Raw genomic sequence first — 22,416 nt, 5'->3', positions numbered from 1 at the left:
CCAGGGCCAGCGCTAACCCCCCACCACAGAGATCGCCTGAGCTGCTCATGATCCAGATCCCGTCCGACCTCAACCCGGGCCTCGTTCCCCTCGCGTTCCTGCTGGGCACGTGGGAAGGCGCGGGCGTCTCCGACTTCCCCGGCGCCGAGAAGTGCAACTTCGGCCAGACCGTGACGTTCAGCCACGACGGCCGGGACTTCATCGAGTACCACTCCCGCACCTGGGTCCTCGACGCCGAGGGCAAGCAGGTCCGCCCGCTGGAGAGCGAGAGCGGTTACTGGCGCATCGACAAGGAGCGCCAGGTCGAGATCGTCATGGTCCGCGACCAGGGCGTCGTCGAGGTCTGGTACGGCGAGCTCGCCGACCAGAAGCCGCAGATCGACATCGCGACCGACGCCGTCGCCCGTACCGCGGCCTCCGGCCCGTACAGCGGTGGCAAGCGTCTCTACGGCTACGTGAAGGGCGACCTGATGTGGGTCGCCGAGAAGGCCACCCCCGAGGTGCCGCTCCGCCCCTACATGTCGGCGCAGCTCAAGAAGGTCGTCACCCCGGAGGAGGTCGCCGAGATGGCGCGCAACCTCCCCGACATGCCCGACGACGGCATCGCCTTCTTCAAGTAGGACGTTTTCTCCAAGTAGGACGTTCGAGCAGGACGGCCTGTGTCCGCCACGCCCCCTCATACACTGGGGGCGTGGTGAGCACCGACTGGAAGAGCGACCTGCGGCAGCGCGGCTACCGGCTGACGCCTCAGCGCCAGCTTGTCCTGGAGGCCGTGGACGCGCTGGAGCACGCGACCCCGGACGAGATCCTCGTCGAGGTCCGCAGGACGGCGTCCGGCGTGAACATCTCCACCGTCTACCGGACCCTGGAGCTCCTGGAGGAGCTCGGCCTGGTCAGCCACGCCCATCTGGGCCACGGCGCGCCGACCTACCACCTCGCCGACCGGCACCACCATCTGCACCTGGTCTGCCGGGACTGCTCGGAGGTCATCGAGGCGGAGGTGGAGGTGGCCGCCGAGTTCACCGGCAAGCTCCGCGAGACCTTCGGCTTCGAGACGGACATGAAGCACTTCGCGATCTTCGGCCGCTGCCAGGACTGCGCAAGCAAGGCGAACAAGGCGAACAAGGCGAACAAGGCGAACAAGGCCGCGGACACGGCCGCGGACGACTCCGCGCACAAGGCCGCGGCCACGGAGTCGTAGCGGAGTCGTAGGCTTTTCTGCATGAAGAGCCCCTTGCTGTCCCTGCCCGGCGCCGTCCCCGCCGAAGGCCGTGACGAAGGCGTCGCCGCGCACTACGGCGACCTGTTCCGCGAGCAGCGGACCCTCGCCGACGGCACCGGTTTCGTCGACCTCTCCCACCGCGGCGTCGTCACCGTCACCGGCTCCGACCGGCTGAGCTGGCTGCACCTGCTGCTCACCCAGCACGTCAGCGACCTGCCGGCCGGCCAGGCCACCGAGGCGCTGATCCTCTCCGCGAACGGGCACATCGAGCACGCCCTGTACCTCGTCGACGACGGCGAGACGGTCTGGGCGCACGTCGAGCCGGGGACGGAGGAGGCGCTCCTCGCGTACCTGGAGTCGATGAAGTTCTACTACCGGGTGGAGATCGCCGACCGGACCGAGGACTTCGCCGTCGTCCACCTCCCGGCCGGTTCGATCGCCGAGGTGCCGGACGGCGTGGTCGTACGGGAGACGGCGCACGGCCGCGACCTGTTCCTGCCGCGCGCCGACCTGGAGGCCTTCGCCGCCTCGCACGGGCCGGCCGCCGGCATCCTCGCGTACGAGGCGCTGCGGGTCGAGGCGCACCGGCCGCGGCTCGGTTTCGAGACCGACCACCGGACCATCCCGCACGAGATCGGGCTCATCGGCAGCGCCGTGCACCTGCAGAAGGGCTGCTACCGCGGCCAGGAGACGGTCGCCCGGGTGCAGAACCTGGGCAAGCCGCCGCGCCGCCTGGTCTTCCTGCACCTGGACGGCAGCGAGGTGCTGCTGCCCGGGCCCGGCACGCCGGTGCGGCTCGCCGCGGACGGCGAGGAGGGCCGCCAGCTGGGCTTCGTCACCAGCTCGGCCCGGCACCACGAGCTGGGGCCGATCGCCCTCGCCCTGGTGAAGCGGAACGTGCCGGTGGACGCCGAGCTGATCGCGGGGACGACGGCCGCCGCGCAGGAGACCGTCGTCGAGCCGTAGCCGTAGCCGTGGTTGTGGCCGTGGCTGTAGCCGTAAGGCTGATCCCTACGGCTACACCTCCACCAGCACCGTGAACGGGCCGTGATTCGTGAGCGAGACGCGCATGTCCGCTCCGAACCGGCCCGTCTCCACGTGCGCGCCCAGCTGCCGCAGCTGCGCCACCACCTCGTCGACGAGGGGCTCGGCGACCGGGCCGGGCGCGGCGGCGTTCCAGGTGGGGCGGCGGCCCTTGCGGGCGTCGCCGTACAGGGTGAACTGCGAGATGACGAGCAGCGGCGCGTTCACGTCGGAGCAGGACTTCTCGCCCTCCAGTACCCGGACGGACCAGAGCTTTCTGGCCAATTGCGCGGCCTTCTCGGGGGTGTCGTCGTGGGTCACCCCGACCAGGACGCACAGCCCCTCGCCGACGATCTCGCCGACGGTCTCCCCTGCGACGACGACGCTCGCGCCGTCGACCCTCTGCACCACTGCTCGCATACGGACCAACCTACCGATCGGCCCAGCGGCTGACACGGGGAGGGCCGAACGGGTGCAGAGCGCCTGCGTCCGCCGGGTCCGCAGTGGCACCATGCGTGTCAGGCGGTGCGGCCGACCGCACCGGTCGAGGGGACGATTCACATGAGTGCACCTGGCACCGGGCCGACGCCGTCCGGTCCCGTACCGCTGATCACCACCACATCCACCACATCCACATCCGCATCCACCGCCCGTGGTGGTACGGGTGGCGCCGTCGGGCGCCCGCCCGTGCAGCGCTCCGCCGAGCCGGAGCTGCCGGACGGGGCGCAGCCGGACCTCGGCGGCCTCCGGCTGCCCGAGCTGCGCGCGCTGCGCCGCGACGCGCAGGGCGACGAGGCCGACCTCAGCTACGTACGGCGGATGCTGCAAGGCCGGATCGACATCTTGCGCGCGGAGCTGGCGCGGCGTACGGACCCGGAGACGCCGGTCGTCGACCGGCTGTCGGAGATCCTCGCGGACGCGCCGTCCCGGTCCGGGGCGGTGGCGCGTTCGGCGCGGCACGTGACGCTGTCGACGCCGCGCAGCGAGGAGTACCGGCGCTTGGCGTCCGACATGCTGTCGGAGGTCGAGCTGTCGGACCTCACGGCGCGTACGGACGAGGAGCTGCACCTGGCGATGGGGCGGCTCGCGGGCTACGAGCAGCAGGTCTCGCGCCGCCGGCAGGAGCTCCAGCGGACCGCCGACGACTGCAGCGCGGAGATCGCCCGCCGTTACCGGGAGGGCGAGGCGCAGGTCGACGACCTGCTGGCGTGAGCCGTGCAGCCCTGACGCACGCGCCTCACGCACGCGCGCGTGGACACTCGCGTACGGGCACGCGCGCGGTGGAGCTCGCGTACGGGCACACGCGCGTGGAGCTGGCGCGTGGAAACTCGCGTGCGGCGGCCCGGCGCGCCCGCATAGCCTCGAAGGATGAGCCTTGAGGTGCGTGCGATCGACGAGTCCGAGTTCCACGCGTGGCTGGTGGCCAAGCGGGGCGGCTTCCTCAGCCCACCGGTGGTCGCGGATGAGGAGGTCGCCGACCGGCTGCCGCACACCGACCTCTCCCGTACCTTCGGCGCGTTCGACCGCGGCCGGATGGTGGCCACCTTCCACTCCTTCGACCAGAAGCTGTCCACGGTCGGCGGCGCGGACCTCGCCGCGAACGCGGTCAGCGCGGTCACCGTCGCCGCGACCCACCGCAGGCGCGGCCTGCTCAGCCGGATGATGGCGGACGACCTGGCGCTCGCGAAGGAGCGGGGCGACGCCTGCGCGACGCTGATCGCCGCCGAGTACCCGATCTACGGACGGTTCGGTTTCGGCGTCGCCAGCTGGGCCACCGAATGGCTGGTCGACGTGACCCGCTCCGGGCTCGACCGCCACTGGTCGGGGCCGTCGGCGGAGGACGGCGGCGGGCGGATCGACTTCTCCGACGCCGCCGAGATCCGCAAGGAGGGCCCGGAGCTGCACCGCCGGTTCGCTGCGCAGTGCGCCGGGATCACCGACCGGACGCCGCGCGGCTGGGACCTCGGCACCGGAAACGCGTACCACGCCCAGCCGTGGACCGAGCCGTTCTACGCGATCTACCGGTCCGCCGTCGGCGAGGTCGAGGGCTATGTCGCGTACACCACCGACGACAAGTGGAGCGACCAGAAGCAGCCGGTCAACACGGCGACCGTGCGCGATCTGATCGCGGTCACGCCGGCCGCCGAGCGCGCCCTGTGGCGCTTCGTCTGCTCCGTCGACTGGGTCACCAAGGTGCGTACGGGCTACCGCGCGCCGGACGACGTCCTCCCGCTGCTGCTGCCCGACCCGCGCGCCGCGCAGGTGCTCACCCACGCCGACATGGTGTGGCTGCGGATCCTGGACGTACCGAAGGTGTTCGAGCCGCGGACGTACGCGACGGAGGGCGCCCTCGTCCTGGAGGTGCAGGACGCGGCCGGTTACGCGAACGGGCGCTACCGGCTCGATGCCTCCCCGGCGGGTGGCAGCTGCGTCCCGACCACCGCCGCGCCCGACCTGGTCCTGGACGTGGCCGAGTTGGCGACGCTGGCGCTCGGCGACGAGTCGGCGGTACGGCTCGCCGCCCTCGGCCGGATCGAGGAGCCGGCGGCCGGCGCGGCGGCGCGGGCGGACCTGCTGCTGCGCACGTCGCGGCGACCGTGGAGCATGGACATCTTCTGATCGAGAGCGTGTGAGAACGCGTGCGAGCGTGTGAAGGGGTGACCGTGACCGTGAGCGGGCTTCGGGAGCTGAAGAAGGAGCGGACGCGGCAGACGCTCTCGGACACGGCCGTCGAGCTGTTCCTGGAGCGCGGCTTCGACGCGGTGTCGGTCGCGGAGATCGCGGCGGCGGCGGAGGTGTCGAAGCCGACGCTGTTCCGCTATTTCCCGGCCAAGGAGGACCTGGCGCTCTATCGCTTCGCCGACCACGAGGACGAGCCGGCCCGCGTGGTGGCCGCCGCGCGGGCGGCGGGCGCCGAGCCGCTCGCGGCCCTGCGCGACCACGTCCTCGCGGGGCTGGCCCGCCGCGACCCGGTGACGGGGCTGAACGACGATCCGCGGGTCCTCGCCTTCCTGCGCCTGCTGTACGGCACTCCTGCGCTGGTCGCCCGCATGGCCGCGTACCAGGGCCGTTCGGAGGAGGCCCTCGCGGCGGCGCTGGGCGGCGGCTCGGGCGCAGCCTCGGGAGATGCGGACTCCCTGGCGGCGCGGCTTGCGGCGGCGCAGATCGTGGCGGTGCTGCGGGTCCTGGCGCACGAGAACGTGCGGCGGGTCGAGGCGGGGGAGCGGGTGGCGGAGCTGCTGCCGGACGCGGAGGCGGCGACGCGGGAGGCGTTCCGGCGCCTCGCGGAGGGCCTGCCGTACTGACGGGGCGCGCGAGGCGGCGAAACTGACCGGGTAAAAAATGTTACTGAGTAACGTTCTCCGGGTATCGTCGTGTCATGAAGCTCCTGCATCACGACCTCGACCAGGCTCTCGAACGGGAGCGTGCCCACCACGACGCCTGCCGCGCCGCCCTCGTCCGGATGACCGAGGACGTCGAGGAGCAGGTGGTCATAGGTGAGGACACCGCCGCGTCCGGGGCCGACGCGGAGATCCTCGTGTACCACCTGCGCAGCCGTGCCAAGGTCTTCCGGGAGATGCCGCCGGGGCCGTTGTTCTTCGGCCGGCTCGACCGCGAGGACGGGCAGGTGCACCACATCGGGCGGCGCCGGGTCGCGGAGCATCCGGCCGCGCCGCCGCTCGTCGTCGACTGGCGGGCGCCGGTCTCCCGCGCGTACTACCAGGCGGGACCGCAGGATCCGCAGGGCGTGGTCAGGCGGCGGAGGTTCGGCTGGGCACCGGGCAGTGTGGGCGCGTCGGAGGACCTGACGGCGCTGGAGGACGAGCATCTGGCCGGGGGCCCTGGTCCTGCTGAGGACCCTGGTCCTGGTGGCACCGGCGAGGGCGCGGCGAGTGCGGTGAGCGGGATCCTCGCCGGGGAGATCGAGCGCCCGCGCGTGGGCCCGATGCGGGACATCGCGGCGACGCTCCAGCCCGAGCAGGACGATCTCGTGCGGTCCGGGCCCGCCGCGTCGATCTGTGTGCAGGGCGCCCCCGGCACCGGCAAGACCGCCGTCGGCCTGCACCGTGCCGCGTATCTCCTCTACACGCATCCGCAGCGCCTGCGGCGCTCCGGACTCCTCGTCCTCGGCCCCAACCGCACCTTCCTCTCCTACATCTCCGAGGTGCTGCCCGCGCTCGGCGAGACCGGGGTGCGCCAGTCCACGATCGGCGAGGAGATCGCCCGGCACGAGGTGCGCGCCGAGGACGGCGCCGCCGCGGCCCGGGTCAAGCACGACGCCCGGATGGCCGGGGTGCTGCGCCGCGCGCTGTACGCGCGCGTGGACCCCGCGCCCGCCGGGGACGTGACGGTGCCGGACGACTCGTACCGCTGGCGGGTGCCCGCCGCCGAACTGGCCCGGATCGTCGCGGACGTACGGGAGGAGGCCCCGCCCTACGCGACCGGCCGGGAGCGGGTGCGGGCCCGGATCGTGCGCTCCCTCCAGCTGCGCGCCGAGCGGCGGGCCGGGCCGCAGGGCGGGGCCTGGGTGCGGCGGATCGAGCGGGCCCGGCCGGTGGCGGCGGCCGTCGAGGCCTGCTGGCCCAGGACCACCCCGGAGGAGGTGCTCGCCGCCTTCCTGACCGACCCGGACGACGAGCGGTGGAACGGCGGTTCGCTCGGTTCGCGTGGTTCGCTCTCGTCCGAGGAGCGGGCGGCGATCCGCTGGGTGAAGCCCCCGCGCTCGTACCGCAGCGCCCGCTGGAGCGCCGCCGATCTCGTCCTCCTCGACGAACTCGCCGGGCTGATCGAGCGCCCCGAGAGCTACGGGCATGTCGTCGTCGACGAGGCGCAGGACCTGTCGCCGATGGAGTGCCGGGCCATCGCGCGCCGGGCGGACTTCGGTTCGCTGACCGTGCTCGGCGACCTGGCGCAGGGCACCACCCCGTGGGCGGCCCGGGACTGGCCCGAGCAGCTGGCCCATCTCGGCAAACCGGACGCGGCACTGGTGCCGCTGACCACGGGCTACCGGGTCCCGGCCGCCGTCGTCGAGCTCGCCAACCGGCTGCTGCCGGAGCTGGGCGCCGGGGTGCCGGCCGGGCGTTCACTGCGTGCGGGCGGGGCGGTGGCCATACGTCAGACCGCGGACGTGGCCGGGGGCGTGGCGGAGGCGGTACGGGCGGCGCTGGCGGAGGAGGGTTCGGTGGGCGTGATCGCGGCGGACGGGGCGGTGGCCGCGCTGGCGGAGCGGCTCGACCTCTCGGACCGGGTCTCCGGCCGGGTCTCAGTCGTCCCGGCCTCGCTCGCCAAGGGCCTGGAGTACGACCACGTGGTGGTCGTGGAGCCCGCCGCGATCGTGGCCGCCGAGCCGCGCGGGCTGCACCGGCTGTACGTGGTGCTGACCCGCGCGGTGTCCCGGCTCGACGTGGTCCACGGGGAGGCGCTGCCGCCCGCGCTCATACGGTGACGCTCACCTGGCTGGGCCGGCCGACAGGCTTCTCCCGCTTCGGCTTGCGGAGGAGGGTGAAGGCGACCGCGAAGGCGGCGACGAGCAGTCCGGCGCCGACGGCGAAGGCGAGGTGGTAGCCGCCGGTCAGGGCCTCGGCGGCGGGCCGTCCGGCGGCGGCGAGTGACTCGGTGCGTGAGGCGGCCAGGGTGGACAGGACGGCGACGCCGAGGGCCATGCCGATCTGCTGGGTGGTGTTGAAGAGACCGGAGGCCAGGCCGGCGTCCGCCTCCCGGGCGCCCGACATGGCGAGCCCGGTGAGCGCGGGCAGTGCGAGCCCGAACCCGGCGGCGAGCAGCATCACCGGCAGCAGGTCGACGGCGTAGGAGGCGCGGACCGGCACCCGGGCGAGCAGGGCGAGCACGCCGACGAGCAGGACGAGGCCGGTGAGCAGCACGTTCCGCTCGCCGAAGCGGCCGATCAGCCGGGCCGAGAGGCCGAGGGAGACGACGCCGATCACGACCGCGGCGGGCAGCATCGCCAGACCCGTCTCGGCGGCGCCGTACCCCAGCACCTTCTGCAGGTAGAGCGCGACCAGGATCTGGAAGGAGAACAGCGCGGCCACCATCAGCATCTGCACCAGATTGGCCCCGGCGACGGCCCGTGAGCGCAGGATCCGCAGCGGCATCAGGGGCTGCGCGGCGGTCGCCTGACGGACCAGGAACCCGGCGAGGAGGACGAGCGCGAGCGCCCCGAGCCCGAGCGTGCGGGCCGAACCGGCCCCGTACTCCCCGATGGTGACGACGGCGTAGATGCCGGCGGTGAGCCCGGAGGTGACCAGCACGGCGCCGATCGCGTCCGCGCGGCCCCCTGCTTCGGCTGGGCGGTCGGCGGGGAGCGCGGGGACGGCGAGGAGCAGGGCGGCGACGCCGATGGGGAGGTTGATGAAGAAGATCCAGTTCCAGGACAGGGCGTCGGTGAGCAGTCCGCCCGCGACCTGGCCGATGGAGGCGCCGGCGGCGCCGGTGAAGCTGAACACGGCGATGGCCTTGGCGCGTTCGCGGGGCTCGGTGAAGAGCGTGACGAGGATGCCGAGGCTGACGGCGGAGGCCATCGCGCTGCCGACGCCCTGCAGGAAGCGGGCGGCGATCAGAACGGCGGGGGAGGCGGCGACGCCGGCGAGCAGCGAGGCGGCGGTGAAGACGCCGGTCCCGGCGAGGAACATCCGCTTCCGGCCGAGCAGATCGCCGAGGCGCCCGGCGAGCAGGAGCAGGGCGCCGAAGGCGATGAGGTAGGCGTTGACGACCCAGCTGAGTCCGGTCGGGGTGAAGCCCAGGTCGGCCTGGATGGCGGGCATGGCGACGGTGACGATGCTGCCGTCGAGCACGGTCATGAGGAGGGCGGTGGCGAGGACGCCGAGGGCGGTCCAGGGGCGCATGGCGGTTCTCCTGTCGGGTGAGGCGACAGGTAGGACGCTAGCAGATAGTTTTGTTGCAGACCATCTATCTCGGATCGATGGTCGGGGTTCCGGTCGGTCAGGCCTTCTGCCGTGCCCGGCGGGCGGTGCGCGGCGCCTCGGCAGGCGTTTCGAGATGCCCGGTGACCAGCCGGTTCAGCGCGCTGAGCAGCACCGCGCGCTCCTCGTCCGGCAGCGCGCCCAGCGCCCCCCGGTGCACCTCGTCGACGATCTTCTGACTCCGCCCGGCGACCTTCGCCCCCTCCTCGGTCACGGCGATGATCCGCGCCCGCCGATCACTGCTGGACGGCCGCCGCTCGGCGAGCCCCGCCTTCTCCAGCGCGTCGACGGTGACCACCATCGTCGTCTTGTCCATGTCCCCGAGCTCGGCGAGCTGCGCCTGCGTCCGCTCCTCCTCAAGCGCGTGCACGAGGACGCAGTGCATCCGCGCGGTCAGCCCGATCTCGGCGAGCCGCGCGGCCATCTGCGTCCGCAGCACATGACTGGTGTGATCGAGGAGGTAGGAGAGATCGGGCTCGGTCCGGGTGGGCGCCATGGCAGTCATGCGGCCAGGGTAAGGCGAACCGTTCCGTTGCGGACGATCCCCACCCACCCGCTGCCAGGCTGGACCCCATGCGCCCCCTGATCTTCCTCGACGCGGACGGCCCCCTGATCCCCTTCGGCGGCCCCGGCCCCCACCCGTCCTACGCCCCGGAACCCCCGCCGGACGCCCACCCCCTGCTCCACCGCGTGGACCCGTCCCACGGCCCCCGGCTCGCGGCCCTCGGCGGCGAGCTGGTCTGGGCGACCACCTGGACCTCCGAGGCCAACGAGGTCCTGGCCCCGCGCCTCGGGCTGCCGCCCCTCCCGGTCGTCGACTGGCCGGACGAGGACGAGCCCGAGGACGAGGATGAGCCCGAGGGCGGGCTGCACTGGAAGACCCGCCCGCTCGCGGCATGGGCGGCCGGCCGCCCGTACGTCTGGCTCGACGACGAGATCACCCCCACCGACCGCACCTGGACCCGCACCCACCACCCCGCCCCCACCCTCCTCCACCGCGTCAACCCGCACACGGGCCTCACGGACGCGGACTACACCGCGGTGCGCGAGTGGCTGACCCGACTCGGGTGAGTACGCGGGCACCGGAAGATGAGCGCCGGTGCTCAGGAGCCTGCGCGGCGGCGCGGCAAGGATGAAGGCCTCCACCAACCCGCACCATCCAGGAGCTGAACATGCATCGCGAGGCGTACGCGCAGGCGACCGCGGCGGAGGCGCGACGCCGGCAGACCCCCGCCGCGCTCGCGGCGGGGGTCGTGTGGGCGGTGGTGCTGCTGGTGCTGGCCGCGCCGATGTCGCTGGTGTTCATCGGGGTGATCTGGGGCGCGGCCGCAGGACACTTCGACGACGGCCTGCTGCTCTACGCGGCCGGGGTCACGCTGGCCCCGTTCCTCATCCCCACCCTGCTGGCCTTCGCCCCGTCCGTGCGGCGGCGCCTCTCCGTGCCGGGGCGCTTCCTGCTCGCGGGCACGACGGCCCTCCCGATCGCCGGTGGCCTCCTGCTGTGGACGAACGCATGGGTGGGCTGAGGCACGTGGACACCGGGAGCGCGCCGATGAACGCCGAGACGTACACGCGGTTGTACGGGCCGAGCCGGGTGGCGCCGGGGTCGCGGAGCGGGAGCACGGTCGTCGCGCTCGCGGCGGGCGTGGTGTGGGGGATCGTCGTGCTCGTACTGCACTGGCTCGCCCTGCTGGCGCTCCTGCTGCTGGCCGGCGGCGAGTCCACCGACGGGCTGCTGGTGCGCGGCGCGCTGGCCGGGCTGCCCGCCGTGGCGGTGCCGGCGGTCGTGGCCTGCACGCCCGCCGCGAGGCGGCTGACCGTGCCGGGCCGCTTCCTCGCCGCCGGGGCGGTGGCCCTCCCGATCTTCCTCGGGCTCGCGCTCTGGGCCACCGTCTCAGCCGGCTGAAGGCACGCCTCAGGCACGCCTCAGGCGCGGGGCTGGTTGAAGCGGAGCATGTTGCCGGCCGGGTCGCGGAAGGCGCAGTCGCGGACGCCGTAGGGCTGGTCCATGGGCTCCTGGAGGACTTCGCCGCCCGCGGCGCGGACGCGTTCGAAGGTGGAGTCGACGTCGTCGGTGCGGAAGATGACGCCGCGCAGCATGCCCTTGGCGAGGAGTTCGGCCGCGGCCTGGCGGTCGGCGGCGGGGGCGTTCGGGTCGGCGAGCGGCGGCTCCAGGACGATCTCGACGTCCGGCTGGGTGGGGGAGCCGACGGTCACCCATCGCATGCCCTCGAAGGAGACGTCGTTGCGGACCTCCAGACCGAGCGCGTCGCGGTAGAAGGCGAGCGCCTTGTCGTGGTCGTCGACGGCGATGAAGCACTGGGCGAGATTGATGGTGTTGTTCATGCCGTCGACGCTACGAGGGCGCCGGGCTTTCCGCTTCTCCGTTCCTGACCGGTTCCGGCGCCGACTCCGCGGCGGGAGGCCTGGCCCGGGTCGGGCGGGTCAGGAACTTCGCCACGCACGCCGGGATCGGCTCCCCCGCGTCGTGGTTCCGCCCCCGGTACGCGCTCGGGCTCTCCCCGACCAGCTCCGTGAACCTCGTGCTGAACGACCCCAGCGACGTACAGCCCACCGCGAAGCAGACCTCCGTCACACTCAGGTCGCCGCGCCGCAGCAGCGCCTTCGCCCGCTCGACCCGGCGGGTCATGAGGTAGCTGTACGGCGTCTCCCCGTACGCGGCCCGGAAGCTGCGCTGGAAGTGTCCCGGCGACATCAGGGCGGCCCGCGCCAGGGCCGGGACGTCCAGCGGCTCCGCGTAGTCGCGGTCCATCATGTCCCGGGCCCGCCGCAGTCTGACCAGGTCGTCGAGGGTGGGTGGCGCCACAACCCCAAGGATGGCACGCGGCGCCCGTCCCACCCCCGGTTGTCCACAGGCGCCGGGGGACGAGCAGGCGCGATCGGGTTTTCCACAGGTGGGCAGGAATCGAGAAGCACGGCGGCGGGCCCGCGCCTAGCCTGGCTCCAGGACATGACACGGGGCCGCAGGGAGAGACGATGACCAAGCCGCACGCCGCCGACAGCCACGACCTGATCCGCGTGCACGGCGCGCGCGAGAACAACCTGAAGGACATCAGCATCGAGATCCCGAAGCGCCGCCTGACGGTGTTCACGGGCGTCTCGGGCTCGGGCAAGAGCTCCCTGGTCTTCGACACGATCGCCGCCGAGTCGCAGCGGCTGATCAACGAGACGTACAGCGCCTTCGTGCAGGGCTTCATGCCCTCCCTCGCCCGCCCCGACGTCGACGTCCTCGACGGTCTGACCACGGCGATCACCGTCGACCAGCAGCGGATGGGCGGCGACCCGCGCTCCACCGTCGGCACCGCCACCGATGCCAACGCGATGCTGCGGATCCTCTTCAGCCGGCTCGGCGAGCCGCACATCGGCGGCCCGAAGGCCTTCTCCTTCAACATCGCCTCGATCAGCGGCGCCGGCGCGGTGACCGTCGAGAAGGGCGGCCGGACGGTCAAGGAGAAGCGCAGCTTCACCGTCACCGGCGGCATGTGCGCGCGCTGCGAGGGCCGGGGCACGGTCTCCGACATCGACCTCACCGCGCTGTACGACGACTCGAAGTCGCTCGCCGAGGGCGCCCTGACGATCCCCGGCTACACGATGGACGGCTGGTACGGGCGGATCTTCAGCGGCAGCGGCTACTTCGACATGGACAAGCCGATCCGCCGCTACACCAAGCGCGAGCTGGCCGACCTGCTCCACCGCGAGCCCACCAAGATCAAGGTCGAGGGCATCAACCTCACCTACGAGGGCCTGATCCCCAAGCTGCAGAAGTCGATGCTGTCGAAGGACGTCGACTCCCTCCAGCCGCACGTCCGCGCCTTCGTGGAGCGCGCCGTCACCTTCACCACCTGCCCGGACTGCGAGGGCACCCGGCTCAACGAGGGGGCTCGCTCCTCGAAGATCGGCAAGGTGAGCATCGCCGACGCCTGCGCGATGCAGATCAGCGACCTCGCGGAGTGGGTGCGCGGGATCGACGAGCCCTCCGTGGCGCCGCTGCTCGCCACGCTCCAGCAGACCCTGGACTCGTTCGTGGAGATCGGCCTCGGCTATCTGGCGCTCGACCGGCCCTCCGGCACGCTCTCCGGCGGCGAGGCGCAGCGGGTCAAGATGATCCGGCACCTCGGCTCCTCCCTCACCGATGTCACCTACGTCTTCGACGAGCCGACCACCGGTCTGCACCCGCACGACATCCAGCGCATGAACGACCTGCTGCTCCGGCTGCGCGACAAGGGCAACACGGTCCTGGTGGTGGAGCACAAGCCGGAGACGATCGCGGTCGCCGACCATGTCGTGGACCTCGGCCCGGGCGCGGGGTCGGCGGGCGGCAGCGTCTGCTTCGAGGGCACGGTGACGGGGCTGCGGAAGAGCGGCACGGTGACCGGCCGGCACTTCGGGGACCGCGCCAAGATCAAGGACGCGGTGCGCACGCCCACCGGCACCCTGGAGATCCGCGGCGCGCACGCCAACAACCTCCAGGACGTCGACGTCGACGTGCCGCTCGGGGTGCTGGCCGTCGTGACCGGTGTCGCGGGCTCCGGCAAGAGCTCCCTGGTGCACGGGTCGATCCCGGCGGGCGCGGGCGTCATCTCGGTCGACCAGGGCGCCATCCGCGGTTCGCGGCGCAGCAACCCCGCCACGTACACCGGGATGCTCGAACCGATCCGCAAGGCCTTCGCCAAGGCCAACGGGGTGAAGCCGGCGCTGTTCAGCGCGAACTCGGAGGGTGCCTGCCCCACCTGCAACGGCGCCGGGGTGATCTACACCGACCTGGCGATGATGGCCGGGGTCGCGACCGTCTGCGAGGAGTGCGAGGGGAAGCGGTTCCAGGCCTCGGTGCTCGAATACCGCTTCGGCGGGCGGAACATCGCCGAGGTCCTGGAGATGTCGGTGGCGGAGGCGGAGGAGTTCTTCGGCGCGGGCGAGGCCCGCACTCCGGCGGCGCACCGCGTCCTGGAGCGTCTTGTGGACGTCGGCCTCGGCTATCTGACGGTGGGGCAGCCGCTGACCACGCTCTCGGGCGGCGAGCGGCAGCGTCTGAAGCTGGCCACGCACATGGGCGACAAGGGCGGGGTGTACGTCCTCGACGAGCCCACCGCCGGCCTCCACCTCGCCGACGTCGAACAGCTCCTCGGCCTGCTCGACCGCCTCGTCGACTCCGGCAAGTCCGTCATCGTCGTCGAACACCATCAGGCGGTCATGGCCCACGCCGACTGGATCATCGACCTCGGCCCGGGCGCCGGCCACGACGGCGGCCGCATCGTCTTCGAGGGCACACCCGCCGACCTGGTCGCCGCCCGTTCCACCCTCACGGGCCGGCACCTGGCGGACTACGTGGGCGCGTGAGGCCCGTCCCCAGCCCGTCCCCGGCCGGGACGGCGCGGGGGTCGGGCAGGATCGGTGGATGCCCCTCGACGTCCCCGTCCTCCCGACCCCGTCCGGCCTCACCCTCCGCCCCTGGCGCCTCACGGACCTCCCGCTGGTCCGTGAGGCCTCGGCGGACCCGTACATCCCGCTGATCACGACGGTCCCCGCCCCCTACACGGAGGCGGAGGGCGAGGCCTTCGTCCGCCGCCAGTGGGAGCGGGCGAGCAGCGGCGCGGGCTACCCCTTCGTGATCGAGACCCCCGACGCCCGCCCGGTCGGCACCATCGGCCTCTGGCTGAAGGACCTCTCCCAGGGCCGCGCCTCCCTCGGCTACTGGCTCACCCCGCGCGCCCGCGGCCACGGCGCCGCCGCCTCCGCCCTCACCACGGTCACCACCTGGGCCCTCCACACCCTCCGCATCCCCCGCCTCGAACTCCACGTCGAACCCTGGAACACCCCCTCCCTCCGCACCGCCGAACACGCCGGCTTCCACCGCGAGGGCCTCCTGCGCGGCTGGCAGCAGGTGGGCGTCGAGCGCCGCGACATGTACGTGTACGGCCTCCTGCGCGCGGACGTCACACCGCAGGCCGGCCCGCACTGACCCGGGCGCCCCGCACGGGCAGGGCCGACCCGGGGCCTACGCGTACTCGGCGCGGGGCCCGGCCAGTTGCTCGGCGACGGTGAGCAGCCACGCGCTCGCCGTGTACGGGGCGGGCGGGTCGACCTCCATGCCGAGCTCGGCCACGCCGAGCGCGTAGTCGACCTCGTCGAGCCTGAGGGCGAGCAGCTCGCGCAGTTCGCCGACGAGCCGGGCGACCAGTGTCGGGTGGGCCGTCGCGGCGTAGTCGCGGACGGCCGCGTCGTGGTCCTCGAACTCGTCCGGCATGTCCTGCGAGAACCAGCCGCCGAGGAACTGGCCGAGCTCGGGGAAGCGGGCGTGCCACTCCCAGTGCGTCTCCGGCAGGGCGGCGGGCGGCGGGACCCGCCCCTCCTCGATGCTCCGTCCGATGTGATCGGCGAGCAGGACCAGCCAGTCCTGGATCCCGGACTCGGGCAGTCCGACGTCCGGCACCGGGTAGAACTCACCGAGCCGCAGCCGGAGCCGGCCGGGCGGGTTCTGGGCGTAGCTGCGGAGCTGCTGCTCGGCGGCAGCCAGGGCCCAGGGGCGGGTGTGCCAGGTGTGGCGGAGGTAGGAGGTCAGTGCGGCGCCGGGCGCCTCGGGCGTGTCGTCGGCGGGCCGGCCGACGTAGGCGCTGACGACCTGGTCGAGTTCGCCGTACCGCCGGTCGAACTCCAGGGGCTTCATGGACATGTGCCGGTCCCTTCACACGTAGATCGGGAAGGTGCTGTGCACGATGAATCCGAGCGGACTGGCCGGGTCGCGCCGCAGCACCACCCGCGCGGCCCGCACGTCCACGGCGCCGCGCCCGGCGAGCGCCATGGCCTGGATGAGCACGCGCCCGACCGGCTCCTCACGGGACGGCCAGGAGGCCTCGACGGTCAGCCGGGGCCGGGTGCCCTGGGCGAGCCACCGGTGGATGGCCTGCTCGTTGCGGGTGACGACCTGCTGGGCGGCCCACTGGGCGGTTTCCCGGTCGGGGTAGGTGGCGGATCTGGTGAGCATGGGGTGTTCCTCGGTCGGCGGGTCGGATCAGTTGAGGAAGTTCCAGAACACGGCGACTTCGTCGTCGTTCACAGCGATCAGTCCGGCATCGCAGTCGTAATGACTGAAGGGGTCCCATCCACCCCAGACGCCCTGCTCGTAGAAGTCAGGATGGTCACCCTTCCATCCGACGTTGGAATAGAAGCGCGTGCTCTCCGGGAAGCGCGACAGGATCACGTCGGCCCAACGCTCCATGTCCGGTCTGCGTTCCTCCCAGCGCCCAGTCTTGGAGACGTCCAGGCCGAGCACTCCCAGCAGGACGATCAGCGACCTGACCGAGGATCGGGGGAGCTCGCTCACCCTTGGCCGGTAGCGTTCCGCATCGGCGGGTGTGGAGGGTGTCTCCAGCCACGGGAACAGCGGGTCTTCCCGGCGTTCCTCCTCGCCCTCGTAGGGGTCGATGGACTCCCAGCCCCGGGGGTCCCGGGTTTCGAGGCGCATGATCGCCCCGACGTCGAGCCACCAGTCCTCGTGCTCGCGCTGCGCGACGGCCACGAATGTGCACAGCCACTCGTACAGCTTCAGCGCGTCCGACCAGGTCTGAGCGTCCTGCCGACCCTCTTCCATCACTCTCTCCATTATTCGGGCGCCGATGTGAAGACGACGAACGGCGGGGTCAGGTTTGCGTCGTACTTCAGCTTGACGACTACACCGTGCGCGTCCTCAGGAGGCGTGATCTGTTCGTTCTCCACCTTCACGGTCCGGCCGGTCACGGCGGGTGTGCCGAGCGGCCCCTCGTTCGGCACCGACGGCACGCTGAAAGGCTTCGTCGGCGGACTGGGCGGAGGATTCTTCAGCCAGTCCTGAATCTCCGGGGTGTTCTGGCGAATGCAGTACTGGGTGTACTTCTGGGCCGAATTGATGTCCGAGAAGGACGAGGACGTCCGGATGTCGAACTTGCCGTTCGCGCGCTGCTCGTCCTTGATCCGTTGAAGGAGCTGTTCGTCGGTCTTGCCGACGTGCTTGTCCAGCGTGTGGGCGCCGTTCAGGCCCTCGTTCGTCGCCAGGTCCAGCGAGTACATGTACGGGGAGGGGCTCTCCCCGCCGATCTGCCAGCTGTGTTCCTTCTTGAACTCGTTGAGCGCGCGCGCGCCGAAGCCCTGGGCGCGGGCGATCTCCGCCTGGTAGGTCGGGGCGCTCTGGGCCGCGAAGTCCAGCTCCCAGACGAGGGCGTTGAGTGTGTTCGCGGCGTCGACGAACTCCTTGTGGTACGCCTCGACGACCGCGTTCACGCCCTGCTTGTCCATATGGCTCCGGAAGGTGAGCACGATCCGGCCCATGATTGCGCCGACCGCCAGCTTGGTGAGGTTCGACAGGCTGAGGTCGGTGAGATCCTCGGCCGTGGCCTTCGCCGCTTTGATGCCGGCCTGCTCGGTGAACTTGGTGGTCTTCTCGCCGACGTCGGAGAGGTGATCCAGGACGTCCGCGATCTTGTCCGCGGTCTCCTTCAGCACGTCGATGATGGGGCGGCGGCGGTCGGGGGTGACGTCCTTGCTGTGCCGCCACTGGCGGCCGTCCTTCTCGACCCGGTTGCCGTCCGTGTCCAGCTGCCTGCCCCACGCCGTGGCGCCCCAGATGCTCTGGCCGAAGGTCCGCATGGCTGCCTGCCACTCGCCCTTGTCCCTTGGGTTGGTGATGGTGGCGATGGCGGTGTTGAGCTCGTCCGATGCCTTCACGGCCTCGGAGCCGAGCTTTCGCCAGGCTTTGGCCATGGCCCGGGTCTCGTCCTCCTTGATGCCCGGGGTGATCTCGTGGACCTTGCCCAGGCGGAGGCCGTGCTCGATGGCGGGCCGGATGACGTCGGCGAGGAAGTCGGGGAACTCGCCGATCGCGCCGGTGATCCACCAGGAGTCGACGTCCTCGCCGGTGCCCGTCCATTCGATGGGGTTGACCGGTCCGTAGCGCGGAGGCTTGTTGATGACCACCGGCTCCGGCTGCTGGTGCGGCATCGCCCCCTTGCGGCCGGACGCCTCCCATTCGGCCAGCACATAGTGGTTGGCGGTGTGGTTCAGGCCGATGGAGGCACCGCCCACGCTGACCACGCTGCGGCCCCACGCGTCGAGGAACTTCTCGACCACCTCCGCGTACTTGACCGCGAACGCGTCCGCGCCCCAGCCGGTGCCGGCGGACTGGTTGTACTCGTTCAGGACGTCGACCAGGACGAACGCCCGTTCGGCATGGGCGAACTGGGCCTCCTTCACCAGGTCCGCCGCATGGTGGACGTGCACCGGCTGGACGTCGAAACCGCCGTTCGCCGCTGGGGAGGGCGGTGCCGACCCGGCCATCAGGCCGCCCCCCAGCCGCGCAGTACGGCGCGGTGGGCCGCGGCGTAGGCCAGGTGCCCGTTCACCACGATGTCGTGCAGCCACGCCTGGGCGGCCTGGAGGTCCTGCGCGGACCGGTCCCACTTGTCCAGCTGGTCGACGAACGTCTGGCGGGCCTCGCCGTCCCAGGTCAGGACGACCTTCTCGACGCGTCGGTAGAGCAGGTCGAGCTGTTCGTTGAGTGTCTTGAGGATCTCTTCCAGGTCCCCGGCCATGCCCTGCAGGGTGGCGAAGTCGACGGATATGTGGTCGTCGCTCGACGGCATGAATCCCCCTCGTTCGTTGTCGTCACAGGTCGGCGATGCGGCTGCGCGGTGCGGACGGCGCCGCGGGTTCGGTGTTCGGCGTGGACAGGGTGTCGGTCTCCGCCTGGATGTCGGTGTGGGACCGGACGCGCCGGAACTCCTCCAGGACTTCCAGGTCCTGTGCCGAGAACCCGTCCTTGCTCAGGCGGATCGCCTTGGCCAGGATCTTCATCGTCTCCCGGATGCGGACGGCGTCCTCGGCCGCCGCGCGGTGCCTGGTCCGGTAGACCTCCGAGGCCGGTCCGCGCCAGCGGTACTCGATGCGGTCGACGATCTCGTCCATGCGCAGGAGCTGCTTCTTCAGCACCTCCTGCATCGTGTCGAGGTCCCCGGCGAGTGTTTTGAGTTTGCTCTCGGTAAATGCAAGGTCTGCCGCGGAACCTGGTGTACCGGCTGTGGCGGCCGAACTCGCCGCATGAGGTGCAGCGTTCACGGTGTCTCTCCCCCGGCGTGGTCAGTGGCTGATCACTCTGCAGACGTTAGCAAACGCGGATGGTGACCGCCGTTGCAAAACTATTGCAAGCGGCTGCTTGCAATAGTTAGCAGCAGCTGGCATGGTCGGAGCATGGCTTCACTCAACGTCGGGAATCTCGGTGAGTACCTCCGTGAGCAGCGGCGCACCGCGCAGTTGTCCTTGCGGCAGCTCGCCGAGGCGGCGGGGGTGTCGAATCCGTATCTGAGTCAGATCGAGCGGGGGCTGCGCAAGCCCAGTGCCGAGGTGTTGCAGCAGGTCGCCAAGGCGCTGCGGATCTCCGCCGAGACGCTGTACGTGCGCGCCGGGATCCTCGACGAGCAGGAGCGGGACGAGCTGGAGACGCGGGCCGTCATTCTGGCCGATCCGTCGATCAACGAGCGGCAGAAGCAGGTGCTGCTCCAGATCTACGACTCCTTCCGCAAGGAGAACGCCGCCGAGCAGCAGCAGGCACAGCAGGCAGACCAGCAGGCGCAGCCCACCGATACGTAGCACCTGAACTTCCGGGAGGACCACGACCATGGCCATCATCGACGAACTCCGTACCCCCCTCTACTTCGCCGCCGGCGCCGCCGACCTCGCCGCGCAGCAGGCCAAGAAGGTGCCCGGGCTGATCGAGCAGCTCGCCGCCGACGCGCCCGCGCGGATCGAGGCCGTGCGCAACACGGACACGAAGGCGGTGCAGGAGAAGGCGCAGGCGAAGTTCGCCGAGTTCGTCGGCGGTCTGGACACCGACCTGAAGAAGCTCGGCGAGCAGGCCCAGGACCTGGCGCTGCGCGGGGTCGGCGTCGCCGCCGAGTACGCGGTCAAGGCGCGCGAGAAGTACGAGGAGCTCGCCGCGCACGGCGAGGAGACCGTGAAGGCCTGGCGCGGCGAGGCCGCCGAGGAGATCACCGAGATCGCCGTCGTCGTCGAGCCCGAGCCGGTTGTCGAGCCCGAGCCCGAGCCCGAGACCAAGAAGGCTCCGGCCGCCCGCAAGGCCACCACCCGCAAGGCGCCCGCCAAGAAGGCCGCGGCCGCCGAAACCGCCGAGTAAGGGCCGAGTAGAGCCGGGCGGGCGGTCCGGGCACCAAACCCGGTGTCCGGAGCGTTGTACCGGGTACCTTGGCCGCGAGGCGCTCCACCCACACACCTAGGCGGTGCTCAGCATGTTGGCGAACGGCTTCGACTCGATCCTCTCCCTGGTGACCTTCCTGGTCTTCACCGGCTTCGCCGTCGCCGCGTTCGCCTTCGCCGCCACGGCGCGCGAGGACGCCTACCGCGCGGCGGACAAGCAGACCAAGAAGTTCTGGCTGATCCTGCTCGGCATCAACCTGCTCCTCAACCTGCTGCTGCCGATGCTGTTCCTGCAGATCGCCGGGCTCATCGCCGCCATCGTCTTCATGGTCGACGTGCGGCCGGCCCTTCGCCAGGTCTCGGGTGGCGGCCGTCGCGGCGGCTCCAGCAGCGACGGCCCGTACGGCCCCTACAACGGCGGCCGGTAGCGGTTGCCGGCAGCGGTTGCCGGTGGCCCGCAGCAGGAAGAGCGCGATCAAGGTCCGGGCGGTTACGCCCGGGCCTTGCCGCGTTCCTTGTCCCGTTCCCTGTCCCGTTCCAGGGCGAGGACCGCGACGTCGTCCGTCAGCTCCCCGCCGTTCAGCGAGCGCACCTCCGTCACCGCCGCGTCGAGCAGCTCCTCGCCGCGCAGCCCCTCCGCCAGCTGCCGGTTGATCATCTCGACCATGCCGTCCTGACCGAGCCGCGGCGAGTCGGGCCCCGCCGAGCGGCCCTCGATCAGCCCGTCGGTGTACATCAGCAGGCTCCACGAACCGCCCAGCTCCACCTGCCGGCGCGGCCAGCGGGCGCGCGGCAGCAGACCCAGGGCCGGGCCCCCGTCCTCGTACGGCAGCAGCTCAGCCGCCCGCCCGTGCCGGGCGATCAGCGGCGAGGGGTGGCCCGCCAGGCACAGCCCGGCGCGGCGCCCGTCCGCCGAGATGTCGACGGTGCACAGCGTCGCGAAGATCTCGTCGTTCTCGCGCTCGTGCTCCAGGACCTGCTGGAGGGTGGAGAGCAGCTCGTCCCCGCACAGCCCCGCGAAGGTCAGCGCCCGCCAGGCGATCCGCAGCTCCACGCCGAGCGCCGCCTCGTCAGGGCCGTGGCCGCAGACGTCGCCGATCATCGCGTGCACGGTGCCGTCCGGGGTGCGCACGGTGTCGTAGAAGTCGCCGCCGAGCAGCGCCCGGGACCGGCCGGGCCGGTAGCGGGCCGCGAACCGCAGGTCGGAGCCCTCCAGGAGCGGCGTGGGCAGCAGCCCGCGCTCCAGGCGGGCGTTCTCCTGGGCGCGCAGCCGCGACTCGGCCAGTTTGATCTTCACGACGTCGTTGCGCTTGCGCTCGACCGCGTAGCGGATGGCGCGGCTCAGCAGCCGCCCGTCCAGCTCCTCCTTGAAGAGGTGGTCCTGCGCCCCGACCCGTACCGCCTCGGCCGCGAGCTCCGCGTCCCCGGCCGCCGCGAGCGCGAGCACGGCGTGCCGCGGCGCGAGCCGCAGGATGTGCCGCAGCGGTGCGAGCAGGTCGTCCTCGGCCCCGCGGGGGGCGGGCAGGGAGAGGTCGACGAGGACGCAGTGCACGTCGTCGGTGAGCAGCCGCTCGGCCTCGGTGAGGTTGCGGGCGGTGCGGATACGGACCCGGGTCCCGGCCGCGTCGAGCAGCTCGGGTACGGCGAGGGCGCCGGCCGGGTCGTCCTCGACGACCAGGAGCGTGAGGTCGTGGGCGGTGCCGGGCGTTCCGGGTGCCGCGGGAGAATCGATTCTCTGGCGCGGTACGGGTACGGGCATCGGTTTGGGTTTCCTTCCCTCCCCCCGAGGGCCGGGGACCGACCATAGCGGTACCGCGGGGCGCAGCGGAATGGCGATCACCGAGTGAACCGGCACGGCGGTATGGCATATGCCACGGATGGGGAGGTAGTCGCCGCTCGGAGCGTGTGACCGCGGGCCGGTGGGCGCTCCGAGCGATGAGAAACGTCACGTCGGGGTGGGTGCGAAGAGGGCGTGCGGAGGGCGTGCGGAGAGTGCGAGGAGGGCATGCGGAGGCCGCGCGGGGAGTACGT

General features: G+C 71.9%; 27 protein-coding genes. 15 read left to right on the top strand and 12 right to left on the bottom strand.

From position 1 onward, the window contains the following. Nucleotides 1-47: 47 nt before the first annotated feature. The 3 genes from KV205_RS27950 (at nt 48) to KV205_RS27940 (ending at nt 2,188) form a co-directional block, all read left to right on the top strand. Nucleotides 48-620 (top strand): FABP family protein, encoded by a 573-nt coding sequence (locus KV205_RS27950; RefSeq protein ID WP_265867427.1) that lies wholly within the window; start codon nt 48-50, stop codon nt 618-620. Nucleotides 621-691: 71 nt separating this feature from the next. Continuing rightward, the gene (locus tag KV205_RS27945) at nt 692-1,201 is read left to right on the top strand and encodes a Fur family transcriptional regulator (RefSeq protein WP_265867426.1); all 510 of its coding nucleotides are present in this window, start codon (nt 692-694) and stop codon (nt 1,199-1,201) included. 21 nt (nt 1,202-1,222) lie between these two features. Then, nucleotides 1,223-2,188, top strand: coding sequence for a folate-binding protein YgfZ (locus KV205_RS27940; protein ID WP_265867425.1), 966 nt, complete (start codon nt 1,223-1,225; stop codon nt 2,186-2,188). A gap of 51 nt (nt 2,189-2,239) precedes the next feature. Here the strand turns inward: KV205_RS27940 and dtd are convergent, their stop codons facing one another. Then, the gene (gene dtd, locus KV205_RS27935) at nt 2,240-2,665 is read right to left on the bottom strand and encodes a D-aminoacyl-tRNA deacylase (RefSeq protein ID WP_265867424.1); all 426 of its coding nucleotides are present in this window, start codon (nt 2,663-2,665) and stop codon (nt 2,240-2,242) included. 141 nt (nt 2,666-2,806) lie between these two features. Here dtd and KV205_RS27930 point away from each other — a divergent pair, with 141 nt between their 5' ends. The 4 genes from KV205_RS27930 to KV205_RS27915 all read left to right on the top strand — a co-directional run bounded on the left by KV205_RS27930 (nt 2,807) and on the right by KV205_RS27915 (nt 7,691). After that, nucleotides 2,807-3,457, top strand: coding sequence for an ABC transporter substrate-binding protein (locus KV205_RS27930; RefSeq protein ID WP_265867422.1), 651 nt, complete (start codon nt 2,807-2,809; stop codon nt 3,455-3,457). A 156-nt stretch (nt 3,458-3,613) separates the two neighbouring features. Further along, nucleotides 3,614-4,864, top strand: a complete 1,251-nt coding sequence (locus KV205_RS27925; RefSeq protein WP_265867421.1) for a GNAT family N-acetyltransferase — start codon at nt 3,614-3,616, stop codon at nt 4,862-4,864. A 44-nt stretch (nt 4,865-4,908) separates the two neighbouring features. Beyond that, entirely contained in the window at nt 4,909-5,550 is a 642-nt protein-coding gene (locus tag KV205_RS27920) for a TetR family transcriptional regulator (RefSeq protein ID WP_265867478.1), read from the top strand. A 74-nt stretch (nt 5,551-5,624) separates the two neighbouring features. Then, entirely contained in the window at nt 5,625-7,691 is a 2,067-nt protein-coding gene (locus tag KV205_RS27915; protein WP_265867420.1) for an AAA family ATPase, read from the top strand. Here the strand turns inward: KV205_RS27915 and KV205_RS27910 are convergent. Continuing rightward, nucleotides 7,681-9,108 (bottom strand): MFS transporter, encoded by a 1,428-nt coding sequence (locus KV205_RS27910; protein ID WP_265867419.1) that lies wholly within the window; start codon nt 9,106-9,108, stop codon nt 7,681-7,683. The two genes, KV205_RS27915 and KV205_RS27910, sit on opposite strands and share 11 nt — an antisense overlap. A 97-nt stretch (nt 9,109-9,205) precedes the next feature. Continuing rightward, the gene (locus KV205_RS27905) at nt 9,206-9,691 is read right to left on the bottom strand and encodes a MarR family winged helix-turn-helix transcriptional regulator (protein ID WP_265867417.1); all 486 of its coding nucleotides are present in this window, start codon (nt 9,689-9,691) and stop codon (nt 9,206-9,208) included. A gap of 68 nt (nt 9,692-9,759) precedes the next feature. On the opposite strand from KV205_RS27905, the gene KV205_RS27900 reads away from it, so the two are divergent. The 3 genes from KV205_RS27900 (at nt 9,760) to KV205_RS27890 (ending at nt 11,092) form a co-directional block, all read left to right on the top strand. Further along, nucleotides 9,760-10,257, top strand: a complete 498-nt coding sequence (locus KV205_RS27900) for an HAD domain-containing protein (RefSeq protein ID WP_265867416.1) — start codon at nt 9,760-9,762, stop codon at nt 10,255-10,257. Between the two features lie 101 nt (nt 10,258-10,358). After that, on the top strand, nt 10,359-10,712 hold the full coding sequence (locus KV205_RS27895; protein ID WP_265867415.1) for a hypothetical protein: 354 nt from the start codon (nt 10,359-10,361) through the stop codon (nt 10,710-10,712). Between the two features lie 26 nt (nt 10,713-10,738). Further along, nucleotides 10,739-11,092, top strand: a complete 354-nt coding sequence (locus KV205_RS27890) for a hypothetical protein (RefSeq protein ID WP_265867414.1) — start codon at nt 10,739-10,741, stop codon at nt 11,090-11,092. Nucleotides 11,093-11,112: 20 nt separating this feature from the next. Here the strand turns inward: KV205_RS27890 and KV205_RS27885 are convergent, their stop codons facing one another. Beyond that, nucleotides 11,113-11,532 carry a VOC family protein gene (locus KV205_RS27885; RefSeq protein ID WP_265867413.1) on the bottom strand — a complete coding sequence of 140 codons (420 nt, stop codon included), beginning with the start codon at nt 11,530-11,532 and terminating at the stop codon, nt 11,113-11,115. A gap of 10 nt (nt 11,533-11,542) precedes the next feature. Further along, nucleotides 11,543-11,962, bottom strand: coding sequence for a helix-turn-helix transcriptional regulator (locus KV205_RS27880; protein ID WP_265867477.1), 420 nt, complete (start codon nt 11,960-11,962; stop codon nt 11,543-11,545). Between the two features lie 221 nt (nt 11,963-12,183). On the opposite strand from KV205_RS27880, the gene KV205_RS27875 reads away from it, so the two are divergent. Then, nucleotides 12,184-14,544, top strand: coding sequence for an excinuclease ABC subunit UvrA (locus KV205_RS27875; RefSeq protein WP_265867412.1), 2,361 nt, complete (start codon nt 12,184-12,186; stop codon nt 14,542-14,544). Between the two features lie 58 nt (nt 14,545-14,602). Further along, the gene (locus KV205_RS27870) at nt 14,603-15,166 is read left to right on the top strand and encodes a GNAT family N-acetyltransferase (protein WP_265867411.1); all 564 of its coding nucleotides are present in this window, start codon (nt 14,603-14,605) and stop codon (nt 15,164-15,166) included. A 36-nt stretch (nt 15,167-15,202) separates the two neighbouring features. Here KV205_RS27870 and KV205_RS27865 read toward each other — a convergent pair whose 3' ends face one another. From KV205_RS27865 to KV205_RS27840, 6 genes are read right to left on the bottom strand one after another with little or no spacing between them, the layout of a single operon-like run. After that, on the bottom strand, nt 15,203-15,877 hold the full coding sequence (locus KV205_RS27865; RefSeq protein WP_265867410.1) for a contact-dependent growth inhibition system immunity protein: 675 nt from the start codon (nt 15,875-15,877) through the stop codon (nt 15,203-15,205). Nucleotides 15,878-15,889: 12 nt separating this feature from the next. Further along, nucleotides 15,890-16,189: an RNase A-like domain-containing protein gene (locus KV205_RS27860; RefSeq protein ID WP_265867409.1), complete on the bottom strand. Its 300-nt coding sequence runs from the start codon at nt 16,187-16,189 to the stop codon at nt 15,890-15,892. Between the two features lie 27 nt (nt 16,190-16,216). After that, nucleotides 16,217-16,795 (bottom strand): hypothetical protein, encoded by a 579-nt coding sequence (locus tag KV205_RS27855; protein ID WP_265867408.1) that lies wholly within the window; start codon nt 16,793-16,795, stop codon nt 16,217-16,219. Between the two features lie 11 nt (nt 16,796-16,806). Further along, on the bottom strand, nt 16,807-18,513 hold the full coding sequence (locus tag KV205_RS27850; RefSeq protein WP_265867407.1) for an RNase A-like domain-containing protein: 1,707 nt from the start codon (nt 18,511-18,513) through the stop codon (nt 16,807-16,809). Continuing rightward, entirely contained in the window at nt 18,513-18,818 is a 306-nt protein-coding gene (locus KV205_RS27845) for a WXG100 family type VII secretion target (RefSeq protein ID WP_265867406.1), read from the bottom strand. Before KV205_RS27845 ends, KV205_RS27850 begins: the two co-directional genes overlap by 1 nt. Before the next feature lie 22 nt (nt 18,819-18,840). Beyond that, the gene (locus KV205_RS27840) at nt 18,841-19,173 is read right to left on the bottom strand and encodes a WXG100 family type VII secretion target (protein ID WP_265867405.1); all 333 of its coding nucleotides are present in this window, start codon (nt 19,171-19,173) and stop codon (nt 18,841-18,843) included. Nucleotides 19,174-19,422: 249 nt separating this feature from the next. Between KV205_RS27840 and KV205_RS27835 the strand changes: the two genes are divergently transcribed. The 3 genes from KV205_RS27835 (at nt 19,423) to KV205_RS27825 (ending at nt 20,813) form a co-directional block, all read left to right on the top strand. After that, complete coding sequence (locus tag KV205_RS27835) at nt 19,423-19,821, top strand: helix-turn-helix domain-containing protein (RefSeq protein ID WP_265867403.1); 399 nt, start codon at nt 19,423-19,425, stop codon at nt 19,819-19,821. Between the two features lie 28 nt (nt 19,822-19,849). Next, nucleotides 19,850-20,365, top strand: coding sequence for a hypothetical protein (locus tag KV205_RS27830; protein WP_265867402.1), 516 nt, complete (start codon nt 19,850-19,852; stop codon nt 20,363-20,365). A gap of 112 nt (nt 20,366-20,477) precedes the next feature. Then, nucleotides 20,478-20,813, top strand: a complete 336-nt coding sequence (locus KV205_RS27825; RefSeq protein ID WP_265867401.1) for a DUF2516 family protein — start codon at nt 20,478-20,480, stop codon at nt 20,811-20,813. A gap of 62 nt (nt 20,814-20,875) precedes the next feature. Here the strand turns inward: KV205_RS27825 and KV205_RS27820 are convergent, their stop codons facing one another. Then, nucleotides 20,876-22,144, bottom strand: a complete 1,269-nt coding sequence (locus KV205_RS27820) for a PP2C family protein-serine/threonine phosphatase (RefSeq protein WP_265867400.1) — start codon at nt 22,142-22,144, stop codon at nt 20,876-20,878. Nucleotides 22,145-22,416: the final 272 nt, after the last annotated feature.

This window comes from Streptomyces sp. SKN60, assembly GCF_026236535.1.
Lineage (GTDB): Bacteria > Actinomycetota > Actinomycetes > Streptomycetales > Streptomycetaceae > Streptomyces.
This window is presented reverse-complemented; position numbering and strand designations above follow the sequence as displayed.

Bases quoted from the DNA above. Each gene is read 5' to 3' on its own strand.
- KV205_RS27950 (WP_265867427.1), top strand. From the start codon at position 48: ATGATCCAGATCCCGTCCGACCTCAACCCGGGCCTCGTTCCCCTCGCG.
- KV205_RS27940 (WP_265867425.1), top strand. From the start codon at position 1,223: ATGAAGAGCCCCTTGCTGTCCCTGCCCGGCGCCGTCCCCGCCGAAGGC.
- dtd (WP_265867424.1), bottom strand. From the start codon at position 2,665: ATGCGAGCAGTGGTGCAGAGGGTCGACGGCGCGAGCGTCGTCGTCGCA.
- KV205_RS27930 (WP_265867422.1), top strand. From the start codon at position 2,807: ATGAGTGCACCTGGCACCGGGCCGACGCCGTCCGGTCCCGTACCGCTG.
- KV205_RS27925 (WP_265867421.1), top strand. From the start codon at position 3,614: ATGAGCCTTGAGGTGCGTGCGATCGACGAGTCCGAGTTCCACGCGTGG.
- KV205_RS27915 (WP_265867420.1), top strand. From the start codon at position 5,625: ATGAAGCTCCTGCATCACGACCTCGACCAGGCTCTCGAACGGGAGCGT.
- KV205_RS27910 (WP_265867419.1), bottom strand. From the start codon at position 9,108: ATGCGCCCCTGGACCGCCCTCGGCGTCCTCGCCACCGCCCTCCTCATG.
- KV205_RS27905 (WP_265867417.1), bottom strand. From the start codon at position 9,691: ATGACTGCCATGGCGCCCACCCGGACCGAGCCCGATCTCTCCTACCTC.
- KV205_RS27900 (WP_265867416.1), top strand. From the start codon at position 9,760: ATGCGCCCCCTGATCTTCCTCGACGCGGACGGCCCCCTGATCCCCTTC.
- KV205_RS27895 (WP_265867415.1), top strand. From the start codon at position 10,359: ATGCATCGCGAGGCGTACGCGCAGGCGACCGCGGCGGAGGCGCGACGC.
- KV205_RS27890 (WP_265867414.1), top strand. From the start codon at position 10,739: ATGAACGCCGAGACGTACACGCGGTTGTACGGGCCGAGCCGGGTGGCG.
- KV205_RS27885 (WP_265867413.1), bottom strand. From the start codon at position 11,532: ATGAACAACACCATCAATCTCGCCCAGTGCTTCATCGCCGTCGACGAC.
- KV205_RS27880 (WP_265867477.1), bottom strand. From the start codon at position 11,962: ATGATGGACCGCGACTACGCGGAGCCGCTGGACGTCCCGGCCCTGGCG.
- KV205_RS27875 (WP_265867412.1), top strand. From the start codon at position 12,184: ATGACCAAGCCGCACGCCGCCGACAGCCACGACCTGATCCGCGTGCAC.
- KV205_RS27870 (WP_265867411.1), top strand. From the start codon at position 14,603: ATGCCCCTCGACGTCCCCGTCCTCCCGACCCCGTCCGGCCTCACCCTC.
- KV205_RS27865 (WP_265867410.1), bottom strand. From the start codon at position 15,877: ATGTCCATGAAGCCCCTGGAGTTCGACCGGCGGTACGGCGAACTCGAC.
- KV205_RS27860 (WP_265867409.1), bottom strand. From the start codon at position 16,189: ATGCTCACCAGATCCGCCACCTACCCCGACCGGGAAACCGCCCAGTGG.
- KV205_RS27855 (WP_265867408.1), bottom strand. From the start codon at position 16,795: ATGGAAGAGGGTCGGCAGGACGCTCAGACCTGGTCGGACGCGCTGAAG.
- KV205_RS27850 (WP_265867407.1), bottom strand. From the start codon at position 18,513: ATGGCCGGGTCGGCACCGCCCTCCCCAGCGGCGAACGGCGGTTTCGAC.
- KV205_RS27845 (WP_265867406.1), bottom strand. From the start codon at position 18,818: ATGCCGTCGAGCGACGACCACATATCCGTCGACTTCGCCACCCTGCAG.
- KV205_RS27840 (WP_265867405.1), bottom strand. From the start codon at position 19,173: ATGCAGGAGGTGCTGAAGAAGCAGCTCCTGCGCATGGACGAGATCGTC.
- KV205_RS27835 (WP_265867403.1), top strand. From the start codon at position 19,423: ATGGCTTCACTCAACGTCGGGAATCTCGGTGAGTACCTCCGTGAGCAG.
- KV205_RS27830 (WP_265867402.1), top strand. From the start codon at position 19,850: ATGGCCATCATCGACGAACTCCGTACCCCCCTCTACTTCGCCGCCGGC.
- KV205_RS27825 (WP_265867401.1), top strand. From the start codon at position 20,478: ATGTTGGCGAACGGCTTCGACTCGATCCTCTCCCTGGTGACCTTCCTG.
- KV205_RS27820 (WP_265867400.1), bottom strand. From the start codon at position 22,144: ATGCCCGTACCCGTACCGCGCCAGAGAATCGATTCTCCCGCGGCACCC.